22 protein-coding genes and 1 tRNA gene are annotated in these 15,322 nt (G+C 59.2%); 21 read left to right on the top strand and 2 right to left on the bottom strand.

Going from position 1 to position 15,322, the window contains the following annotated elements:
• Positions 1 to 29: 29 nt before the first annotated feature.
• The 12 genes from ACWWJF_RS19995 (at position 30) to ACWWJF_RS19940 (ending at position 8,262) form a co-directional block, all read left to right on the top strand.
• Positions 30 to 2,129 carry a Mu transposase C-terminal domain-containing protein gene (locus ACWWJF_RS19995; RefSeq protein ID WP_455871183.1) on the top strand — a complete coding sequence of 700 codons (2,100 nt, stop codon included), beginning with the start codon at positions 30 to 32 and terminating at the stop codon, positions 2,127 to 2,129.
• Positions 2,130 to 2,200: 71 nt separating this feature from the next.
• Entirely contained in the window at positions 2,201 to 3,142 is a 942-nt protein-coding gene (locus tag ACWWJF_RS19990; protein WP_455870418.1) for an AAA family ATPase, read from the top strand.
• Between the two features lie 2 nt (positions 3,143 to 3,144).
• On the top strand, positions 3,145 to 3,357 hold the full coding sequence (locus ACWWJF_RS19985) for a hypothetical protein (RefSeq protein ID WP_010618224.1): 213 nt from the start codon (positions 3,145 to 3,147) through the stop codon (positions 3,355 to 3,357).
• 392 nt (positions 3,358 to 3,749) lie between these two features.
• A complete protein-coding gene (locus ACWWJF_RS19980) occupies positions 3,750 to 3,983 on the top strand; it encodes a hypothetical protein (RefSeq protein ID WP_455870417.1) in 234 nt (77 codons plus the stop codon).
• Positions 3,984 to 4,077: 94 nt separating this feature from the next.
• Positions 4,078 to 4,704, top strand: a complete 627-nt coding sequence (locus ACWWJF_RS19975) for a DUF3164 family protein (protein ID WP_455870416.1) — start codon at positions 4,078 to 4,080, stop codon at positions 4,702 to 4,704.
• A gap of 78 nt (positions 4,705 to 4,782) precedes the next feature.
• On the top strand, positions 4,783 to 5,286 hold the full coding sequence (locus ACWWJF_RS19970; protein WP_455870415.1) for a hypothetical protein: 504 nt from the start codon (positions 4,783 to 4,785) through the stop codon (positions 5,284 to 5,286).
• Positions 5,283 to 5,738 (top strand): hypothetical protein, encoded by a 456-nt coding sequence (locus ACWWJF_RS19965; RefSeq protein ID WP_455870414.1) that lies wholly within the window; start codon positions 5,283 to 5,285, stop codon positions 5,736 to 5,738. Before ACWWJF_RS19970 ends, ACWWJF_RS19965 begins: the two co-directional genes overlap by 4 nt.
• Before the next feature lie 2 nt (positions 5,739 to 5,740).
• Complete coding sequence (locus tag ACWWJF_RS19960) at positions 5,741 to 6,082, top strand: DUF7694 domain-containing protein (RefSeq protein ID WP_455870413.1); 342 nt, start codon at positions 5,741 to 5,743, stop codon at positions 6,080 to 6,082.
• Complete coding sequence (locus ACWWJF_RS19955) at positions 6,079 to 6,612, top strand: gp16 family protein (RefSeq protein ID WP_455870412.1); 534 nt, start codon at positions 6,079 to 6,081, stop codon at positions 6,610 to 6,612. The genes ACWWJF_RS19960 and ACWWJF_RS19955 overlap by 4 nt, the downstream gene beginning before the upstream one ends.
• Positions 6,613 to 6,975: 363 nt before the next feature.
• The gene (locus ACWWJF_RS19950) at positions 6,976 to 7,209 is read left to right on the top strand and encodes a hypothetical protein (protein ID WP_455870411.1); all 234 of its coding nucleotides are present in this window, start codon (positions 6,976 to 6,978) and stop codon (positions 7,207 to 7,209) included.
• Positions 7,206 to 7,634, top strand: a complete 429-nt coding sequence (locus ACWWJF_RS19945; RefSeq protein WP_455870410.1) for a Mor transcription activator family protein — start codon at positions 7,206 to 7,208, stop codon at positions 7,632 to 7,634. Before ACWWJF_RS19950 ends, ACWWJF_RS19945 begins: the two co-directional genes overlap by 4 nt.
• 142 nt (positions 7,635 to 7,776) lie before the next feature.
• Complete coding sequence (locus ACWWJF_RS19940; RefSeq protein ID WP_455870409.1) at positions 7,777 to 8,262, top strand: lysozyme; 486 nt, start codon at positions 7,777 to 7,779, stop codon at positions 8,260 to 8,262.
• Positions 8,263 to 8,309: 47 nt separating this feature from the next.
• On the opposite strand, the gene ACWWJF_RS19935 is transcribed toward ACWWJF_RS19940, so the two are convergent.
• Complete coding sequence (locus tag ACWWJF_RS19935) at positions 8,310 to 8,462, bottom strand: hypothetical protein (protein ID WP_455870408.1); 153 nt, start codon at positions 8,460 to 8,462, stop codon at positions 8,310 to 8,312.
• Between ACWWJF_RS19935 and lysC the strand changes: the two genes are divergently transcribed.
• From lysC to ACWWJF_RS19895, 8 genes are read left to right on the top strand one after another with little or no spacing between them, the layout of a single operon-like run.
• Positions 8,461 to 8,796, top strand: a complete 336-nt coding sequence (gene lysC, locus ACWWJF_RS19930) for an Rz1-like lysis system protein LysC (RefSeq protein ID WP_455870407.1) — start codon at positions 8,461 to 8,463, stop codon at positions 8,794 to 8,796. The genes ACWWJF_RS19935 and lysC overlap by 2 nt on opposite strands.
• Positions 8,797 to 8,799: 3 nt before the next feature.
• A complete protein-coding gene (locus tag ACWWJF_RS19925) occupies positions 8,800 to 8,955 on the top strand; it encodes a TraR/DksA family transcriptional regulator (protein ID WP_455870406.1) in 156 nt (51 codons plus the stop codon).
• Positions 8,945 to 9,253: a DUF2730 family protein gene (locus ACWWJF_RS19920; protein WP_058948931.1), complete on the top strand. Its 309-nt coding sequence runs from the start codon at positions 8,945 to 8,947 to the stop codon at positions 9,251 to 9,253. Before ACWWJF_RS19925 ends, ACWWJF_RS19920 begins: the two co-directional genes overlap by 11 nt.
• Positions 9,250 to 9,540 (top strand): VpaChn25_0724 family phage protein, encoded by a 291-nt coding sequence (locus ACWWJF_RS19915; RefSeq protein WP_010618208.1) that lies wholly within the window; start codon positions 9,250 to 9,252, stop codon positions 9,538 to 9,540. Before ACWWJF_RS19920 ends, ACWWJF_RS19915 begins: the two co-directional genes overlap by 4 nt.
• A 10-nt stretch (positions 9,541 to 9,550) precedes the next feature.
• A complete protein-coding gene (locus tag ACWWJF_RS19910; RefSeq protein WP_455870405.1) occupies positions 9,551 to 10,135 on the top strand; it encodes a DUF3486 family protein in 585 nt (194 codons plus the stop codon).
• 39 nt (positions 10,136 to 10,174) lie between these two features.
• Positions 10,175 to 11,842: a hypothetical protein gene (locus ACWWJF_RS19905; protein ID WP_455870404.1), complete on the top strand. Its 1,668-nt coding sequence runs from the start codon at positions 10,175 to 10,177 to the stop codon at positions 11,840 to 11,842.
• Positions 11,842 to 13,374, top strand: coding sequence for a DUF935 domain-containing protein (locus tag ACWWJF_RS19900; RefSeq protein ID WP_455870403.1), 1,533 nt, complete (start codon positions 11,842 to 11,844; stop codon positions 13,372 to 13,374). Before ACWWJF_RS19905 ends, ACWWJF_RS19900 begins: the two co-directional genes overlap by 1 nt.
• Entirely contained in the window at positions 13,358 to 14,686 is a 1,329-nt protein-coding gene (locus ACWWJF_RS19895; RefSeq protein ID WP_455870402.1) for a phage minor head protein, read from the top strand. Before ACWWJF_RS19900 ends, ACWWJF_RS19895 begins: the two co-directional genes overlap by 17 nt.
• 3 nt (positions 14,687 to 14,689) lie before the next feature.
• On the opposite strand, the gene ACWWJF_RS19890 is transcribed toward ACWWJF_RS19895, so the two are convergent.
• A tRNA-OTHER gene (locus ACWWJF_RS19890) sits at positions 14,690 to 14,772 on the bottom strand.
• A gap of 38 nt (positions 14,773 to 14,810) precedes the next feature.
• On the opposite strand from ACWWJF_RS19890, the gene ACWWJF_RS19885 reads away from it, so the two are divergent.
• Positions 14,811 to 15,287 (top strand): phage virion morphogenesis protein, encoded by a 477-nt coding sequence (locus ACWWJF_RS19885; RefSeq protein WP_455870401.1) that lies wholly within the window; start codon positions 14,811 to 14,813, stop codon positions 15,285 to 15,287.
• Positions 15,288 to 15,322 lie beyond the last annotated feature (35 nt).

Below are 15,322 nucleotides of genomic sequence, written 5' to 3'. Positions count from 1 at the left end.
TATTAATCAATAGGATATGGGCAATGTTTATATGGCTCACAGCGAAGGAATGTATCGGTTTACCGGACTTACCGAAAATGGAGCACAACATTCGTAATAAATTAAATAAAATTGTTGATGCTAAACCAGAATGGTTTCGGAAGCGTTCTGGAACAAAGGCTTACGAGTACCACATTGATTGCCTGCCAGCGGAAGCCCGGCGCGTACTCCGCGAGCGTCATCTCCAGCAGATGATGACTGCTGCCCCTGCGGATGCGGCTGCCAGTAAAACAGAGGTATCAAAGGCCACCCCAGACCTCGAAAAAGCCGGCAAGCTGGACGTTTACCGCCGTTGCCCGGCATTGATTGGGGACAGATTAGCCGACTTGACGGATAAGCAGCGCCAGATTGCCGATGCGCGGATGTTACTGGTGCAGCATATCCTCACCATAGGGCAACAGCCCCGTTATAGCTGTGCGCAGGCGATCCGCTTTATTGTCCAGCAGGCGAAAACCGGCCAGTTGCCCGAGGGTATCGCTCAAGCGGCACAGGTGGCCAATGCCAAGAAAGGCAAAAACCGTCAACTCAGCGAAATCACCCTCAAGCGCTGGCTGGCCGACTACAAAAAAGCCGCCACGCCCTCCGAGCGCCTGATAGTGCTGGCTCCGGGTAAGCGCGAGGTGGTCAAACCGGAGCACATCGCCTGGTTACATGACTATCTGGCCCACTATCGCAAGCCGAACGGGTGCAGCATGAAAGAAGCGTATGCGGATTTTTGCGCCGAATGGCAACAGCGCTATGCGGACGAGCCGCTGATGTTGGCCGCGCAGCCTTCCTATGACGCCGTGCTGTATGCCATGGAGAAACTCCCTGAAACCGTGAAACAGCGCGGGCGCAAGACCGGCAGTGAATATCGCCAGCTGGAAGGGTTTATTCGCCGCGACTGGACCAGCCTGCCAGTGAACTACGTCTGGATTGGCGACGGTCACGGCATGAAGATGAAAGTCGCCCATCCCGACCACGGCCAGCCCTTTTCGCCGGAAGTGACCTTTATTATCGATGGCAGCTGCCGCTATATCACCGGCTGGAGCCTGTCGCTCTCCGAGAACGTGATCGCCGTCACCGATGCCCTGCGGTATGGCATTGCCACCCACGGCAAGCCGTTTCTCTATTATTCGGATAATGGCAGCGGTGAAACCAACAACACACTCGATGCGGATATTACCGGTATTTTAACCCGCCTGAATATTGAACATCCGACCGGTATTCCCGGCAATCCGCAAGGGCGCGGCATTATTGAACGGCTTAATCGCACCTTGCCGATGCGCATTGCCCGCCATTTTGCCACCTACTACGGCACCGGCGCTGACCGGGAAACCGTGCGCAAGACCGGCAAGGCGCTTAAATCGGCGTTGAACGCCCAATCAAAGGGCGGTGAGCTGACTATCGCCCAGCAGACCACGCTGCGCAAGCTGCCCTCCTGGGAGATGCTGATTGATGAAATCAAGGCCGGGGTGGAGTGGTACAACGCCCGCCCGCACAGTGAGTTGCCCAAACGTCCCGATGGTCAGCATTACAGTCCGGCCGAGTTTCGCCGCTGGAAGCTGGAAAACGAAGCCACCGAGCTGGAATGGCTGACGCAGTTTGAGCTACGCGACCTGTTCATGCCGCAGACCGAACGCACCGTCGCCCGTTGTGAAATCCGTTTCCTCAACAACATTTACTACGCCGCCAAACTGGCGGATGAGCACGGACACAAGGTGCTGGTGAACTACGACATTCACGATGCCAGCAAGGTGATCGTGCGCCGCATGGATGGCTCCTACCTCTGTGAAGCCGTCTGGGATGGCAACAAGCGCCAGGCCTTCCCGGTGACGGCGGAATACCACAACCGCCAGCAGCGTATCAAGGGGATGCGCAAACGCGGCGAAGAGAAAGTGGCGTTGGCCGAGGCAGAAAACACCGTCACCCTGCCCGCAGTGACGGAAGGCGACTGGTTGCCTGGCAATGTTTACCGCACAGTGGGTAATGCGGCCGTGAAACAGGCGGTGGAGTGTGAAGTTCAGGCGGATGACTGGGATACCGAAGGGGCCTTACAGCGTGGGCTGGCGCTACTTGAAGCCCAGCAGGATGCGGATCCGCTGTTGTAAAAAAGCCATCTGGTCGGCTAACCGATGGCTCATTGAAACACACAAGCACTTTCTATCAAGGAGGCAGGATGATGACCCAAAACGATGATCTTATCAAGACGCTGCATCAACTGATTGACTCAGGTCAGGTAACCCAGGCGCAGATGGCGCGCGAGACCGGGCAGTCAGGGGCGGTGATATCCAACTTTATCAAAGGGAGTTACACCGGAAATAACCAGCGGGTCGGTGAACTGTTAACCCGCTGGCTGACGGATTATCAGCAAAAAAAGACCTTGCCCGCGCCGCCGCAGTTTGTGGAGACGGCCACGGTCAGGGAGATATGGGCAGTGTTCCAGTTTGTCCGGTTAGCGCAGTGCATGAATGTGATTGTCGGGGTGCCGGGGGTGGGCAAAACCTTTGCCGCCCGCCAGTACTGCCAGCATGCCAATACCTGGATGGTGACCCTTTCCCCGGCTCACGCCAGCATCACCGAGTGTCTGCTGGAGCTGGCGGAAGCGCTGGGCCTGAGCGACCTGCCGAGAAACAAGGGGACGCTGGCGCGTGCAATTCGGCGGCGGCTGACCGGCACTCACGGGCTGGTGATTGTCGATGAGGCGGATCACCTGGGCATTGACGGGCTGGAGCAGCTGCGCGCTATTCAGGATGCGACCGGGGTCGGGATGGTGCTGATTGGTAACCCGCGCGGCCTGTCGAAATCGGCCCGTTCAACCCAGGGTGCGGATGATCTGGCCCGGCTGTACAGCCGTATCGCCCGCTCCAAACGGTTGTTAAAGGCCAAAAAAGCGGATGTGGCCGCGATTGCTGCCGCCTGGGGCATTACCGGCGAAAGTGAGCTGACGCTGGTACAGGCCATTGCCCAGAAAGCCGGTGCCTTGCGGGTGTTGTCGCACACCCTGCGCCAGGCATGGCTGATGGCCAGCGGTGATGCACAGGCCCAGCTGGGGGAAAAATACATCAAGGCGGCGTTCAGGGAGGTGTATACCGATACCGACCTGCTGCCGGCCAGGGGGTGAGTATGGGCGGTGTGCTCTTTACCGATAGCGCCGGACGCCAGGTGCTGCTCAATACCCGGCGGGTGGTGTCCGTCTCGCTGGAATCGTCACACAGCCTGTTAGTGTCGTTTGGCAACCGGGGAGACGCGCTCTATGTGCTGCCGGATGCACAGGAGGTGATGATGCAGGTCTGTCATGACATGAATCAGTTACTCAGGAGAGCCAGTGATGAATAACCCTGTACGCCATGAAGTCCGCGCCCTGCGGCTTATGGCCCGCTACGCACGCTATAACGTTGATGGCACTATCCGGCCCAATATTACCCTGTCACGGGGGGCAACGCCGTACCTCTGGCTGGACCGGTATGAGATGGCGGCGGCGACCTTGCCCCCGGCCCAGCAACAGTATTACCGGTGGCAGGGATTTGATGTAGATAGCTGGGAAGCGCTGCAACTGGGCTGTTATCTCTCTGGCCCAAGCCGGCGTCAGGCGTGGTACGCCGCCTGGGGCACCTTACGCGCATTGCTGTCCGGGCGGGCCGTGCCGTCCGAGTCGGGGCCGGTTTTACTGAGCAGGCTACTGTGTGAGGCTCGGCTATTAATGAAAATACTGAAAAGGACAGGTCACCATGATGAACATGTTTGATGCCATGAACGCCGTGCGCAGCCGGCTACGTCAGGCGGGCAGCGACATCCTGCATACCCGGCGTTACTGCCAGCGCCCCTTTATAAAAATCACCCCGCCGGTACGCCCGGAGGAGAGGGATAACGCGACGGAAATCACCCTTTGCTGCCAGGGGGAGCGCCGTCAGGTGTACGCCCGCCAGATTGAGGGGTGTCTGGTGTATTGGGAGTGGCCATGAATGAGGACAATTTTGTGGCACTGCTGTTTTTTATCATCATACCGCTGGCGATAGCCGCCAGTGATAATCGCAAAAAGTAAACATGAGGCTGACGATGAACGAGCTAAATACCATGCCCTCCATCCCGGCGGGCTACCGGCGCAACGCACAGGGTCACCTGGTGCCCACTGACACTATCAAACCCGTTGATGACATGCGCGACGAGCTGGTCAATGCCCTGTTTGACGAGGCGCTTCAACTACGGTGTCAAATGGCCGCGTTCAAACAGCGCGCCATGCAGCAGATAAGCGATTTTATCGACCTGTCCGCCGCAGAGTACGGCGTCAATTATGGGGCCACTAAAGGTAATGTGACGCTGACCAGCTTTGACGGCGAGCGACGTGTGCGTAGAGCGGTGGATGAGCACCGTATTTTTGATGAGCGTATTCAGGTCGCAAAAGAAAAAATAGAGGCCTGTATTACTAAATGGTCAGGCGGTGCCGATGCCAAATTGATGGCGCTGGTCAACCGCGCTTTCAATGTCAATAAACAGGGATATATTGACATCAATAGCGTGCTATCACTACGAGACCTTGATATTGATGATGAAGACTGGCAAGAGGCTATGCGCGCCGTGACGGACTCAATAAAAGTCAGCGGCTCGACCCGTTATATTCGTTTTTATCAACGGGAGGCGGGCAAAGAATATACACAATTGCTGCTCGATATCTCCAGACTGTAATGCCTTTTTAATCGATTGTTTTAAATCCGGCGCGTGCGTCAGGGCTTCGTGCGCGCAAAATGTAGCCGAGGACATATTATGTCAGTGAATGAACAGTCTATTTATGATGCCGCCCTGGCGCGCTGGGGCCATGACCGGCAAATGTTGAAAACCATTGATGCCTGCGGCCAACTGGCCGGGGCGCTATCGCGTTTCCTTACTCATGAGCAGAACGTCGGGCAGGTCTGCGCGGCCGCCGTTGAGGTTGACATCATGATTGAACAGCTACGCGCTGGCGGCATGGGGGCAATAATGGCAGATGAAAAAATCCGCAAATTACACCGCCTCGCCCGGCGTCTGCTGCCGCAAGATCCACCGCAGACGACGGACGCCGCTTTCGCCCCCGACAACCTTATCAATGAAGCGCTGGATGCCGGCGAGCAGGCGTTGGCCCTCTATAACCGTGGCCTCAGCACCGCCGCCGACAAGCGTCTGGCTGCCCGGTTTATCCGTAAGGCGGTCGGGCATTTCTGGCATGCGGCTCAGCATTGCATTAGTGAAGCACAGCGTGAAGCAACACCGTCCCGGGAGGTTTCAGCATGAGCCATATTGTGATGAAACAGGTCCTTGAACAACTGCATCTTACCCCGCGCCTGACCTGTAGTGACCTGGCTCAACGCACGGGCTTCAAGCCCGGTGAGCTGATTGATACGCTGCGCCGGGCCGTGCTGGATGGCGTGCTGGCAGAGCTTAACGGCTTCTATGCCCTGGGCAGTCGAACCACAAGCCCCCGCCCTGGCTATCCCTGGGTGGAAGGTCGGTCGTTGCCCGATTGGGTTGCGCGGCTGGCTACCGGCGCAAAAGGCTATGAGCAGGTTTGCGTGGTGGCAGAAACCCAGGGCTGGGCACAGAAAAAAGACGGCGTGCCCGCCTTTATGCTGGCGTATCTGACACTTTCCCCCACCCGATGCCGCTGCGCCAGCAGCGGGCAGGATATCAGCGCGCAGGTGCTGCGCTATTTACCCTTTGACCCGACGCCGGTCGTGAGGAGTTAAGCATGGAATTATTATCCATTCCCGTCGCCCAGTGGCCGCCGCAGAACCATGACCCTCGCCGGCTAAAGATGTTTATCCATCCCGAGGTGCTGGTTCAGGTATTCGATGAAGGTAACGGCATTTACCGATTGACGGTCAATCTGCTGGCCCTTGGCGGTAACGGGCGCTGGAAAGACGGGATATCGTGGGACAGGCTGCAAGAGATTAAGGATGCGGTCGGTTTTGCCGGGCAGGATGCGGTCGAGGTCTATCCGGCTGCACAGGATGTGGTCAATGTCGCTAACATGCGGCATCTGTGGGTGCTGCCGGAAAAGCTGCCTTTTGCCTGGCGGCATAAGCCATGATGCTGCGAAACAGGAGAGAATACGTGGACCGCTCAACACTTATCAAACTCATTCACCTTGCCCGGCGTCAACTCCAGCTTGATGACGAGACCTACCGCGCGGCGCTTGGCAAGGTGTGTCGCACAAAAACCAGCTGCCGGGATATGACCGTACCCGAGCTGGTCAGGGTGCTGGAAGCGTTTAAGAAAAAGGGCTTTAAGGTGCGTTCAAAGCCCGCTTTACGCGGCGTTAAACCTGCTTCACCTGTCGCCAAAATCCTGTCCATCTGGCAGACCATGCACCGCCAGGGGTTCGTACAGTCCGGCGATGAGGTGGCGCTTAATGCCTGGATAAGGCGCACCACAGCCAAGGAGAACGGCGGCCTGGGGGTGGCGCAGTTGGCCTGGCTTAATCAGGATAGTGCGCTGGCCGTCAAGGTGCTTGAAAGCCTCAAGCGCTGGCACCGACGCAGCATGCTGGCAAAGCTTCCGCCGGATACGCCGGCAGAAAGTTATACCCGTGTCTGCGACCGTTATCAGGCACAGGCATAATCCCCGCGTACAAATCCCGCCGCTCAGACGGGATTTGTATAGCCAAGCGACATTATTTTGATAAAAACCAGCTATGTCTTATTTGCCACATATCATGGCATCGGCTGTAATCATTTTTAAGTCGGTTGGCTATATCGTTCTCTTGCTGTCACCACCGGTTTAAAATACAACCGAGCTTCCGCGCTGCCTGAATGACGTCTCGCCTCTGTCAAAATTTGCTTTACATCCTCTGCGCAATAGCCCTGAGCCTTGATACTTTCACGCTTTCCTCCCTGTATGATTATTTCCACTGAACGTTTGTTGTTACGCCGTTATCCACGCAATAATAAACGTTGACAAAGCACCTGCTGATGAGACTGTAACGTGGAGATTATTATTTATCCCAAAACGTTTAAAATTCGTCTCGCCTTTACCTGGGGGCTGCTGATAATGGCCTGGTCTACTTTGGCGGGGGGTGTTGCCCGGCTTTCGGTGAATAACGATGCAGTAGCCACAGACGGTGAAGCGCTACAGAGGCCAGAGAAAGCCATTGGGGTGTTTTCTATCAAAAACGCCAATCATGTTAATCTACAATCGCAAAAAAGAGATCGCCTATGAATGCCGAACAACCGGATTTATTGCAGGATACGCCGCACCTGCATGCCCTGATTGACCGTATGGAGACCGTGGCGGAGGAGACCTTGCAGCGCCAGTGGCCGCAGTTGCTGGGCGCTCTGGTGGATGTGATGGACAACGAGCTGCAACGCCAGGGCTTTGACCCCGTGCGAGCGCGTCTGCTGGCGCGCAAGCAGGCCGCCGCGCTGGCCGCCTATGCCGGTGGGCGCAATTATTACCTGCCCAAGGGCGATACCCTGTTTAACGCCTTGCGCGATGATGAGATATTCAGCCGCTGGTTCAAGGGGACCCCCATCGAGAGCCTGCGCCGCGAATACCGGCTCGGTCAGCAGCAGATTTACCATATTATCGCCACCCAGCGCCAACTCCACGCCCGCCGTACCCAGCCAGACCTCTTCGCCCACTGACCCCGCGACACGCCCGGACAATCGACAGGCCCCCAGGGGACGGATTGTTAACGGAGCGTAATCCCCGCCCTGTCTGTTAACGCCCTATCCTTGTGCGCATCAGCGCGTTAAGGAGACCGCCATGCCCGCTTTGCCCGAACCCTTGCGTAAAAAACTGCTGGCCCTGTCCGGTGCCGGCACACTGGCGCTGGCCGCCTGCTATACCGCGTTCTGGGAAGGTCACGCCCCCCAGCCCTATGCCGACAGCGGCGGGGTGCTGACGGTGTGCTACGGCCATACCGGTAGCGATATCACCCCCGAGACGACCCAAACGCCGGCGCAATGTGAAGCCCTGCTGGCGGCGGATATGCGCCAGGCTTTCGCCGTGATTGACCAGCAGGTCACCGTGCCGCTATCAGACGGGCAGCGTGTGGCGCTCGCGGCGTTTATTCACAATGTCGGGGCGGGGGCCTTTGCGCGCTCGACCCTGCTAAAGCGCCTGAATGCCGGCAATATTCCGGCGGCCTGCGATGAGCTGCGGCGCTGGGTCAAGGTGAAGGGCGTCACGCTGAACGGTCTGGTCAATCGGCGCGCCGCCGATGAATGGCTGTGCCGGCACGGACTGCCCACCCCCGAGGATAAAGGGTGACGGGCAGTTTAAAAATCGTCTTCACCCTGTGTCTGCTGGCCTCGCTGTTAGGGGGCGGTGGCTGGCTCTGGCAGCGTGAACGCCTGCGGGAAACCGCGCTCTGTACCCTGCGTCAGGAGCGCGATGCCGCCTGGCAGGCGCTGGCCGAGCAGCGGCAGACGCAGCAGGTCTTTCATACCCTGGAGCAGACCGTTGAGCATGAAAAACAGCAACAGCGCGGAGAAAGTGAAAAAGGCCGCCAGCAGGTACGCCAGCGGTTATCGCGGGTCAATTGCGCCCGTGAGCCTGTGCCTGGCCCTGTGGCTGACCGGGTGCGCCGCGACGCCCGTGAAAGTGGTGACGTTGCCGCCGGTGCCGCTCCCTGAGGCATTACTGGCAGCCTGCCCGGCTCCGCTGCCGCCGGAGCCGTTGACCTTTGGGGCCAACGTAGAGTATTCCCTGCAACTGCTGGCCGTGATTAAGCAGTGCAACGCCGACAAGGCCGCCTTGCGCCAGGCCGAGCATTACCGACAAGAGCAAACGCATGATGAGTAAACGATGATGCCAATTAACACCCCCTTGCCAGACCCTGCGTCGCCGCGCTATTGCGAGGACTGTCGCCACAGGATTGCCCCGGCCCGGCTGGCGGTATTACCGCAGGCGCGCTGCTGTGTAGCCTGCCAGGCCCGGCGGGAGCGTGCCCGTGTGGGTTAACGTGCTGAAGGAGTATATCGCGCCGGCCTTATCGGCAACCAGCACCGCCGGCGCGCTGTTTATGTGGCTGATGCGCCGCTCCTTTGCCGGACGCGAGCAGGTCGAGCACCTTAACGCCCGTCTGCTGACGGTAGAAACCCGCCTGGGGACCACGCCGTCGGCGCAGACGGTGCATGCCCTGAAAGTGGAAATCACCGAGCTGCGCGGCGATTTGAAAGAAACCCGCGCCAGCTTGCAGGCGGTGACGCATCAGCTGGAGTTACTGGTGGAAAAAGCCCTTTACCGGAGTGACGGATGATTGACGATATTTTGACGCAAGACCAGCGCCTGGTGATAGTGCGTTCACTGAATGAGTATCACGGCGAATTAAATGAATCGGTGCTACAAGACTGCCTCGACGCCTACGGCCATAAGGTGTCGCGCGACCGGGTGCGCGTGTTGCTGGCCTGGCTGGCGGAGCAGGACCTGTTGCGGCTTGACACCTTGCCCGGCGGCTATCTGGTGGCCCATCTGAGCGGGCGCGGGCAGGAGGTCGCCGAGGGTCGCGCGACCGTGCCGGGCGTGAAGAAGCCGCGTCGGCGCTAGGGAGGCCGCGATGGAAGAAAACTTCACGCGCGGGCGCGCCAGTAAGGTGGATTTATTACCGGCGGATATTCGTCAACGCCTGTTTGCCCTGCTGCGAGAAAAACGCATTACCCAGTTACAAATTGTGGACGAGATTAACCGCCTGATTGATGCCGCAGGCCTCCCGGTCGAGCAACAACTGTCCCGCTCAGGGGTGAACCGGCTGGCGACCCAAAACGAGCGCGTGGCGCGGGATTTACGCGAGCTGCGTGAGCAGACCAGCGCCCTGACCGCCGAACTGGGCGAAAAACCCACCGGCGAAACCTCGCGGCTGATTATGGAGATGGCGCGCTCCCTGCTGTTCAAGGGCATCCGCAAGCACCAGCTTGCCAGCCAGGATAACGACGAGATTGATATTGATTTTCTGAAAGAAGCCATGTTGGCCGCCCAGCGCCTGGAGCGCACGGCAGAGATGAGCCACAAGCGCGAGGCACAAATCCGCCAGGCTTATGCTGAGGAAGCGGCGAATGCCGTCAGTGAAGCGCTCCGTGGACAAGAGGGCATGAGTCACCAGATGGAAAGCAAAATCCGCGACATTTTGCTGGGTAAGGCCTAATGCATTTTTTAACAGTTTGATTTTTAATGGAAACAGACAATGCGAACCGCTGAACAACCGGCCCCGATGCACCGATTGACCGACCCGCGCAAAATTGACCTGCGCGAGGCCACCCGCGCCTGCGGCGTCGATGTGCCCGAATCGCTGACGTTACCCGAAAATGAACCGGTGTTTTTACCTTATCAACAACGCTGGTTCCTCGACGACAGCCCGGTGTGCATTGCCGAAAAATCCCGCCGTACCGGCCTGACCTGGGCCGAGGCCGGGCGTAACGTCATCACCGCCAGCAAGGCGCGGCGCGATGGCGGACGCAATGTGTTTTACGTCGGCAGCAAGAAGGAGATGGCGCTGGAATATATTGCCGCCTGCGCGCTGTTTGCCCGCGCTTTTAACCAGCTGGCTCAGGCCGATGTTTACGAGTCCACCTTCTGGGACAGCGAGAAGCACGAGGAAATTCTCCAGTACATGATCCGCTTTCCCCACAGCGGCTTTAAAATTCAGGCGTTAAGCTCTCGCCCGTCCAACCTCCGCGGCTTGCAGGGCGACGTGGTGATTGACGAGGCGGCGTTCCATGAGTCCCTGGAAGCACTGCTCAAGGCGGCGCTGGCGCTCAACATGTGGGGCGCACGGGTGCGGTTGATTTCCACCCATAACGGGGTCGATAACCCGTTTAATGCCTATATTCAGGACGCCCGCGAAGGGCGCAAGAATTACAGCCTGCACCGCATCACGCTCGATGAGGCCATTGGCGAAGGACTGTATCGCCGTATCTGCACGGTCACCGGGCAGGTGTGGTCGCCTGACGCCGAAAAAGCGTGGCGCGATAACCTGTATAAAAATGCGCCCAATACGGAATGTGCCGAGGAGGAATACGGCTGCGTGCCGCGCAAGTCGGGCGGTGCTTATCTTTCCCGCCCGCTGATTGAGGCGGCGATGGCCCCGGCAGGCCGTGTCCCCCTGCTGCGCTTTGAAGCCCCAGCGGTATTTGAACTGTGGAGCGCCGCGCAGCGCGAAGCTGAAGTGGAGGCCTGGTGTCAGGCGCATCTCGAGGCGGTGCTGGCGACCCTTGCACCGGATTGTCGTTACTGTTTCGGCGAGGACTTTGCCCGCAAGGGCGATCTGTCGGTGTTTGTGGTGCTGGCCATCGCCCCGGATTTAAGCAAGCGCGAGGCGCTGCGCGTCGAGCTGCGCAACGTCACCTATGACCAGCAAAAGCAGATAATGCTCACTATCCTGACCCGGCTGCCGCGTCTGGTGGGGGCCGCCTTTGACGCCACCGGCAACGGCGGCTATCTGGCCGAGGCCGCCCGGCTGCATTTCGGCCCGGACATGGTGGATTGCGTCACGCTCTCGGCAAAATGGTATGCCGAGTGGATGCCTAAACTAAAAGGCGAGCTGGAAGCGCAAAACCTGACCCTGGCCCGCCATCAGTCGACACTGGATGATTTGCTGCATATCAAGGTGGTGAACGGGATACCGCAAATTGACAAGGGCCGCAGCAAGGATACGTCGTCAGGCGTTCAGGGGGCGCGCCGCCACGGTGACTATGCGGTGGCGCTCTGTATGGCCAACCGCGCCGCCGCGCTGGACGGTTTTGTGCTGGATGAGGCGGCCTGTCAGGCATTGCCCGCCCGCATCCGGGCGATGGAATATGCCGATGAGGTGGGCGATGACGATGATAACGCCGATGAGCGGGGGTGCTGGTAATGAAACGGCTGGTAGATATTCAGGGTCAACCGCTGGTGTTTTCACCGGACAGCCAGACGGCAAAGACCGATATTCCCCAGGTGGCCAGCCGGGTGCCCGAGCATCCGGCGTCCGGTATTACCCCTAACCGTGCCGCGCTCTGTTTGCGGGCGGCAGAGCACGGTGACATGACCGCCCTGGTGGATTTGGCCGCCGATCTGGAAGAAAAAGACACCCATCTGTTTTCTGAACTCAGCAAGCGACGCTTGGCGCTGCACAGCGTGGAATGGCGTATTCAGCCGCCGGATAACCCCAACGCCCAGGAGAAAGCCCAGGCGGTGGCGCTGGAAGCGCGGCTCACCGATGCGCCCTGGTTTGACAATGCCTTGTTTGACGCCACCGACGCCCTTCTCAAAGGCTATGCGATGCAGGAAATTATCTGGGGTCCCCGGCGTGGCGGCGAATTTTTCCCGACCGCTGTCCACTGGCGCGATCCGGCGTTGTTCTGCGTCAATCCCGACGACTACCGCGAACTACGGTTACGCGACGGCAGCCAGTCCGGGCAGGCGTTACAGCCGTTTGGCTGGATTTGCCATGAGGCCAAAGCCAAAACCGGCTACCCCGGCACCCAGGGGCTGGTACGCACGCTGATTTGGCCGTTTATCTTCAAGAATTACAGCGTGCGGGATTTCGCCGAGTTTTTGGAGATTTACGGGCTGCCGCTGCGGGTGGGGAAATACCCCAGCGGCGCGAGTGCCGAGCAGAAAAGCGCCCTGATGCGGGCGGTGATGGATATTGGCCGCCGGGCCGGGGGGATTATTCCCGCCGGCATGAGCCTGGAGTTTGAGGCCGCCGCTAACGGTCATTCTGACCCGTTTATGGCGATGATTGCCTGGGGAGAGCGCGCGATATCTAAAGCGATCCTCGGCGGGACACTGACCTCAGAGGCCGGCGATAAAGGCGCGCGCTCGCTGGGCGAGGTGCATAATGCGGTACGCAAGGAGATCCGCAACGCCGATTTACGCCAGCTGTCACGGACCTTTAACCGTGATCTGATTTATCCGCTGCTGGCGCTGAACAGCCCGGTCCCGCTTGACCCGCGGCGACTCCCCCGCCTGGTGTTTGATACGCTGGAATGTGAGGATATGGCCAGCTTTGCCGAGGCTATTCCCAAACTGGCGACCGGCATGGCGATACCGGTGTCCTGGATCTACGATAAGCTGCGCATTCCGGTGCCGGATGGCAATGAGGCGGTGTTTACCGTCTCGTCGCCACCGGCGGTGGCGCACACGGCGCTATCAGCGACCTTCACACCGGCAGCGCCGATAAGCGACGCGGTGGAGACAGCACTCGACGCTACAGGGTTGAACGCCAGTGCCGACCCGTTACTGGCAACGGTGATAGCCGCTATCCGTGAGCAGGGGCCAGAGGCGGCGCTGGAGCAGGCGGCGATCCTCTATCCCGAGATGGACGACCGCGCGCTGATTGAACTGCTGACCCGCGCCACCTTTGCGCTGGAAGTGTGGGGGCGTCTCGATGCCACAACCGATTGATTTGGGCGTCGTCGCCCGTCTGCCGCCGAAAGAGGCTATCGCCTACTTCCGCGCCAAGGGCTATCACATCACCTGGAACTGGTTTGAGCAACAGGCGGCCGTTCACGCCCGGATGTTTACCGTCGCCAAGGCGGCGCGGCTGGACGTCCTGAGTGCGATCCGTGACGAAGTGGACCGGGCCATTGCCCAGGGAATATCACGGCAAGACTTTATTGACACGCTGACGCCCCGGCTGCAAACGCTAGGATGGTGGGGGAAACAGGTGGTGGTGGACAGCCAGGGCAATGCCGACGCCGTGCAACTGGGCAGCGCCCGCCGTCTGGCGACGATATATAACGTCAATACCCGCGTCGCCTATAATGCCGGGCGCTATGCACAGATGATGGCCACCGCAGACCTTTATCCCTACTGGCAGTATGTCGCCGTCGGGGATAGCCGCACCCGGCCCTCGCATGCCGCCCTGCATGGCAAGGTTTTTCGGTACGATCACCCCTTCTGGCAAAGCCATTACCCGCCCAACGGGTTTAACTGCCGCTGCCGGGTACGCGCCTTGTCAAAACGCCGACTGAATGCGTTGGGCCTGCGCGTTACGGAAGAGGCCGGTCAGCTACACACTCATGAGGCCGAGGCGGGTGTCGATAAGCGTAGTGGGGAAATCGTTACCACCCCCGTGACCACCTTTGATGATGGCAAGGTAAAAATGACGCCGGATGTGGGCTGGTCCTATCACCCCGGTGCGGCGGCGTTCGGTGTTGACCAGACCATGATCCGCAAACTCCTTGAGGTCAAAGACGCGGCGCTGCGTGAAGCCGTGGTGCAGGAGCTGAACAACAGCCCGGCGCGTCAGTTGAGTTTTTCGCTGTGGGCCACGCGCATTATGCAAAGCCGGCGTGCCGGCAACGGCATTCACACGCTGGGCTTTTTGCCGGAAGCCATTGCCCGTGCGGTACAGGCGCGCACGGGGCAAGCACCGGCCCGTCTGCTGGTGATAAGCGAAAAAAACCTGTTGCATGCCGACAGTGACAAGCACCCTAAAACCGGGGTGGCATTGTTGCCTGAGGATGTGGCCGCACTCCTTGGTTTGTTGGCAAAGCCGCAAGCTGTACTCTGGGATAAACGCCACAACAACCTGATTTTCATTGCGAAAACCGCTGACGACGGACACATGAAAATCGCGGTGAATGCCCCTTACGGTGTGAGGAAACATCCTGATAGCCTGGATGTGGTCATTAATGCCTATCGAGCAGACCTGAGAAAAATCAGGGAAGATATTATCGGTGGATGGATTGATGTCATTGAGGGACGTAATTGATGAGGTCGATGACGGGAGTTGAACCCGCATAAATGTTTTCACCGGTTAACAGGGACACACCGCTTTACCGTTAAGAGTACATCGACCTGTATATAGAGTAGTCACAAAGCCCCTGGAGGGCAAGATGTCACAGACTGAATTAACCGCAGTGATTGATCGCAAGCGCCTGCAAACTCTGTTTGCTGAACTGCAACGCGTTGGCGAAGACGGCAAGGCGATCACCCGTATCGTCGCCGCCAGCCTCCTTTCGGCCACTGAGCAGGCGTTTGAGCGCGAACGCGCGCCGGATACCGGAGCGGCCTGGGCACCCTTGAGCGATCCGTATCGCCGCTGGCGTGAGCGGCGCGGCTATAGCCCGATCAAGGTGTTAACCCGTGAGGGCGATATGGCGCGCTCGGTGGGCATCGACTGGGGGGATAGCTGGGCGCGTATCGGGGCCAATGCGCCGCAGGCGGCCATCCATCAGTGGGGCGGCAAACCGGGGATGCGTCCGGGGCCGGCGGCCATCCCGGCCCGACCGTTTATGGGACTGGATCCGACCGGCGAGCGGGATATCCTCGACGCCCTGGCGCAACGCCTGACCAACGCCCTGCACCCATAAACGCCTGTGCGCCCCACCACGCGATGATGACGGAG

Source organism: Symbiopectobacterium sp. Eva_TO, assembly GCF_053848865.1.
Note: the sequence above shows the minus strand (reverse complement) of the source record. Positions and strands in the feature narration are given on the sequence as shown.

Coding starts and splice junctions, on each gene's coding strand:
- ACWWJF_RS19985 (WP_010618224.1), top strand. CDS start 3,145: ATGGGCGGTGTGCTCTTTACCGATAGCGCCGGACGCCAGGTGCTGCTC.
- ACWWJF_RS19945 (WP_455870410.1), top strand. CDS start 7,206: ATGAATGCCGAACAACCGGATTTATTGCAGGATACGCCGCACCTGCAT.
- ACWWJF_RS19895 (WP_455870402.1), top strand. CDS start 13,358: ATGCCACAACCGATTGATTTGGGCGTCGTCGCCCGTCTGCCGCCGAAA.
- ACWWJF_RS19910 (WP_455870405.1), top strand. CDS start 9,551: ATGGAAGAAAACTTCACGCGCGGGCGCGCCAGTAAGGTGGATTTATTA.
- ACWWJF_RS19965 (WP_455870414.1), top strand. CDS start 5,283: ATGAGCCATATTGTGATGAAACAGGTCCTTGAACAACTGCATCTTACC.
- ACWWJF_RS19990 (WP_455870418.1), top strand. CDS start 2,201: ATGACCCAAAACGATGATCTTATCAAGACGCTGCATCAACTGATTGAC.
- ACWWJF_RS19935 (WP_455870408.1), bottom strand. CDS start 8,462: ATGCTCAACGGTCTGCTCCAGGGTATGAAAGACCTGCTGCGTCTGCCG.
- ACWWJF_RS19955 (WP_455870412.1), top strand. CDS start 6,079: ATGATGCTGCGAAACAGGAGAGAATACGTGGACCGCTCAACACTTATC.
- ACWWJF_RS19915 (WP_010618208.1), top strand. CDS start 9,250: ATGATTGACGATATTTTGACGCAAGACCAGCGCCTGGTGATAGTGCGT.
- ACWWJF_RS19885 (WP_455870401.1), top strand. CDS start 14,811: ATGTCACAGACTGAATTAACCGCAGTGATTGATCGCAAGCGCCTGCAA.
- ACWWJF_RS19975 (WP_455870416.1), top strand. CDS start 4,078: ATGAACGAGCTAAATACCATGCCCTCCATCCCGGCGGGCTACCGGCGC.
- ACWWJF_RS19960 (WP_455870413.1), top strand. CDS start 5,741: ATGGAATTATTATCCATTCCCGTCGCCCAGTGGCCGCCGCAGAACCAT.
- lysC (WP_455870407.1), top strand. CDS start 8,461: ATGAAAAACAGCAACAGCGCGGAGAAAGTGAAAAAGGCCGCCAGCAGG.
- ACWWJF_RS19925 (WP_455870406.1), top strand. CDS start 8,800: ATGATGCCAATTAACACCCCCTTGCCAGACCCTGCGTCGCCGCGCTAT.
- ACWWJF_RS19905 (WP_455870404.1), top strand. CDS start 10,175: ATGCGAACCGCTGAACAACCGGCCCCGATGCACCGATTGACCGACCCG.
- ACWWJF_RS19970 (WP_455870415.1), top strand. CDS start 4,783: ATGTCAGTGAATGAACAGTCTATTTATGATGCCGCCCTGGCGCGCTGG.
- ACWWJF_RS19900 (WP_455870403.1), top strand. CDS start 11,842: ATGAAACGGCTGGTAGATATTCAGGGTCAACCGCTGGTGTTTTCACCG.
- ACWWJF_RS19980 (WP_455870417.1), top strand. CDS start 3,750: ATGATGAACATGTTTGATGCCATGAACGCCGTGCGCAGCCGGCTACGT.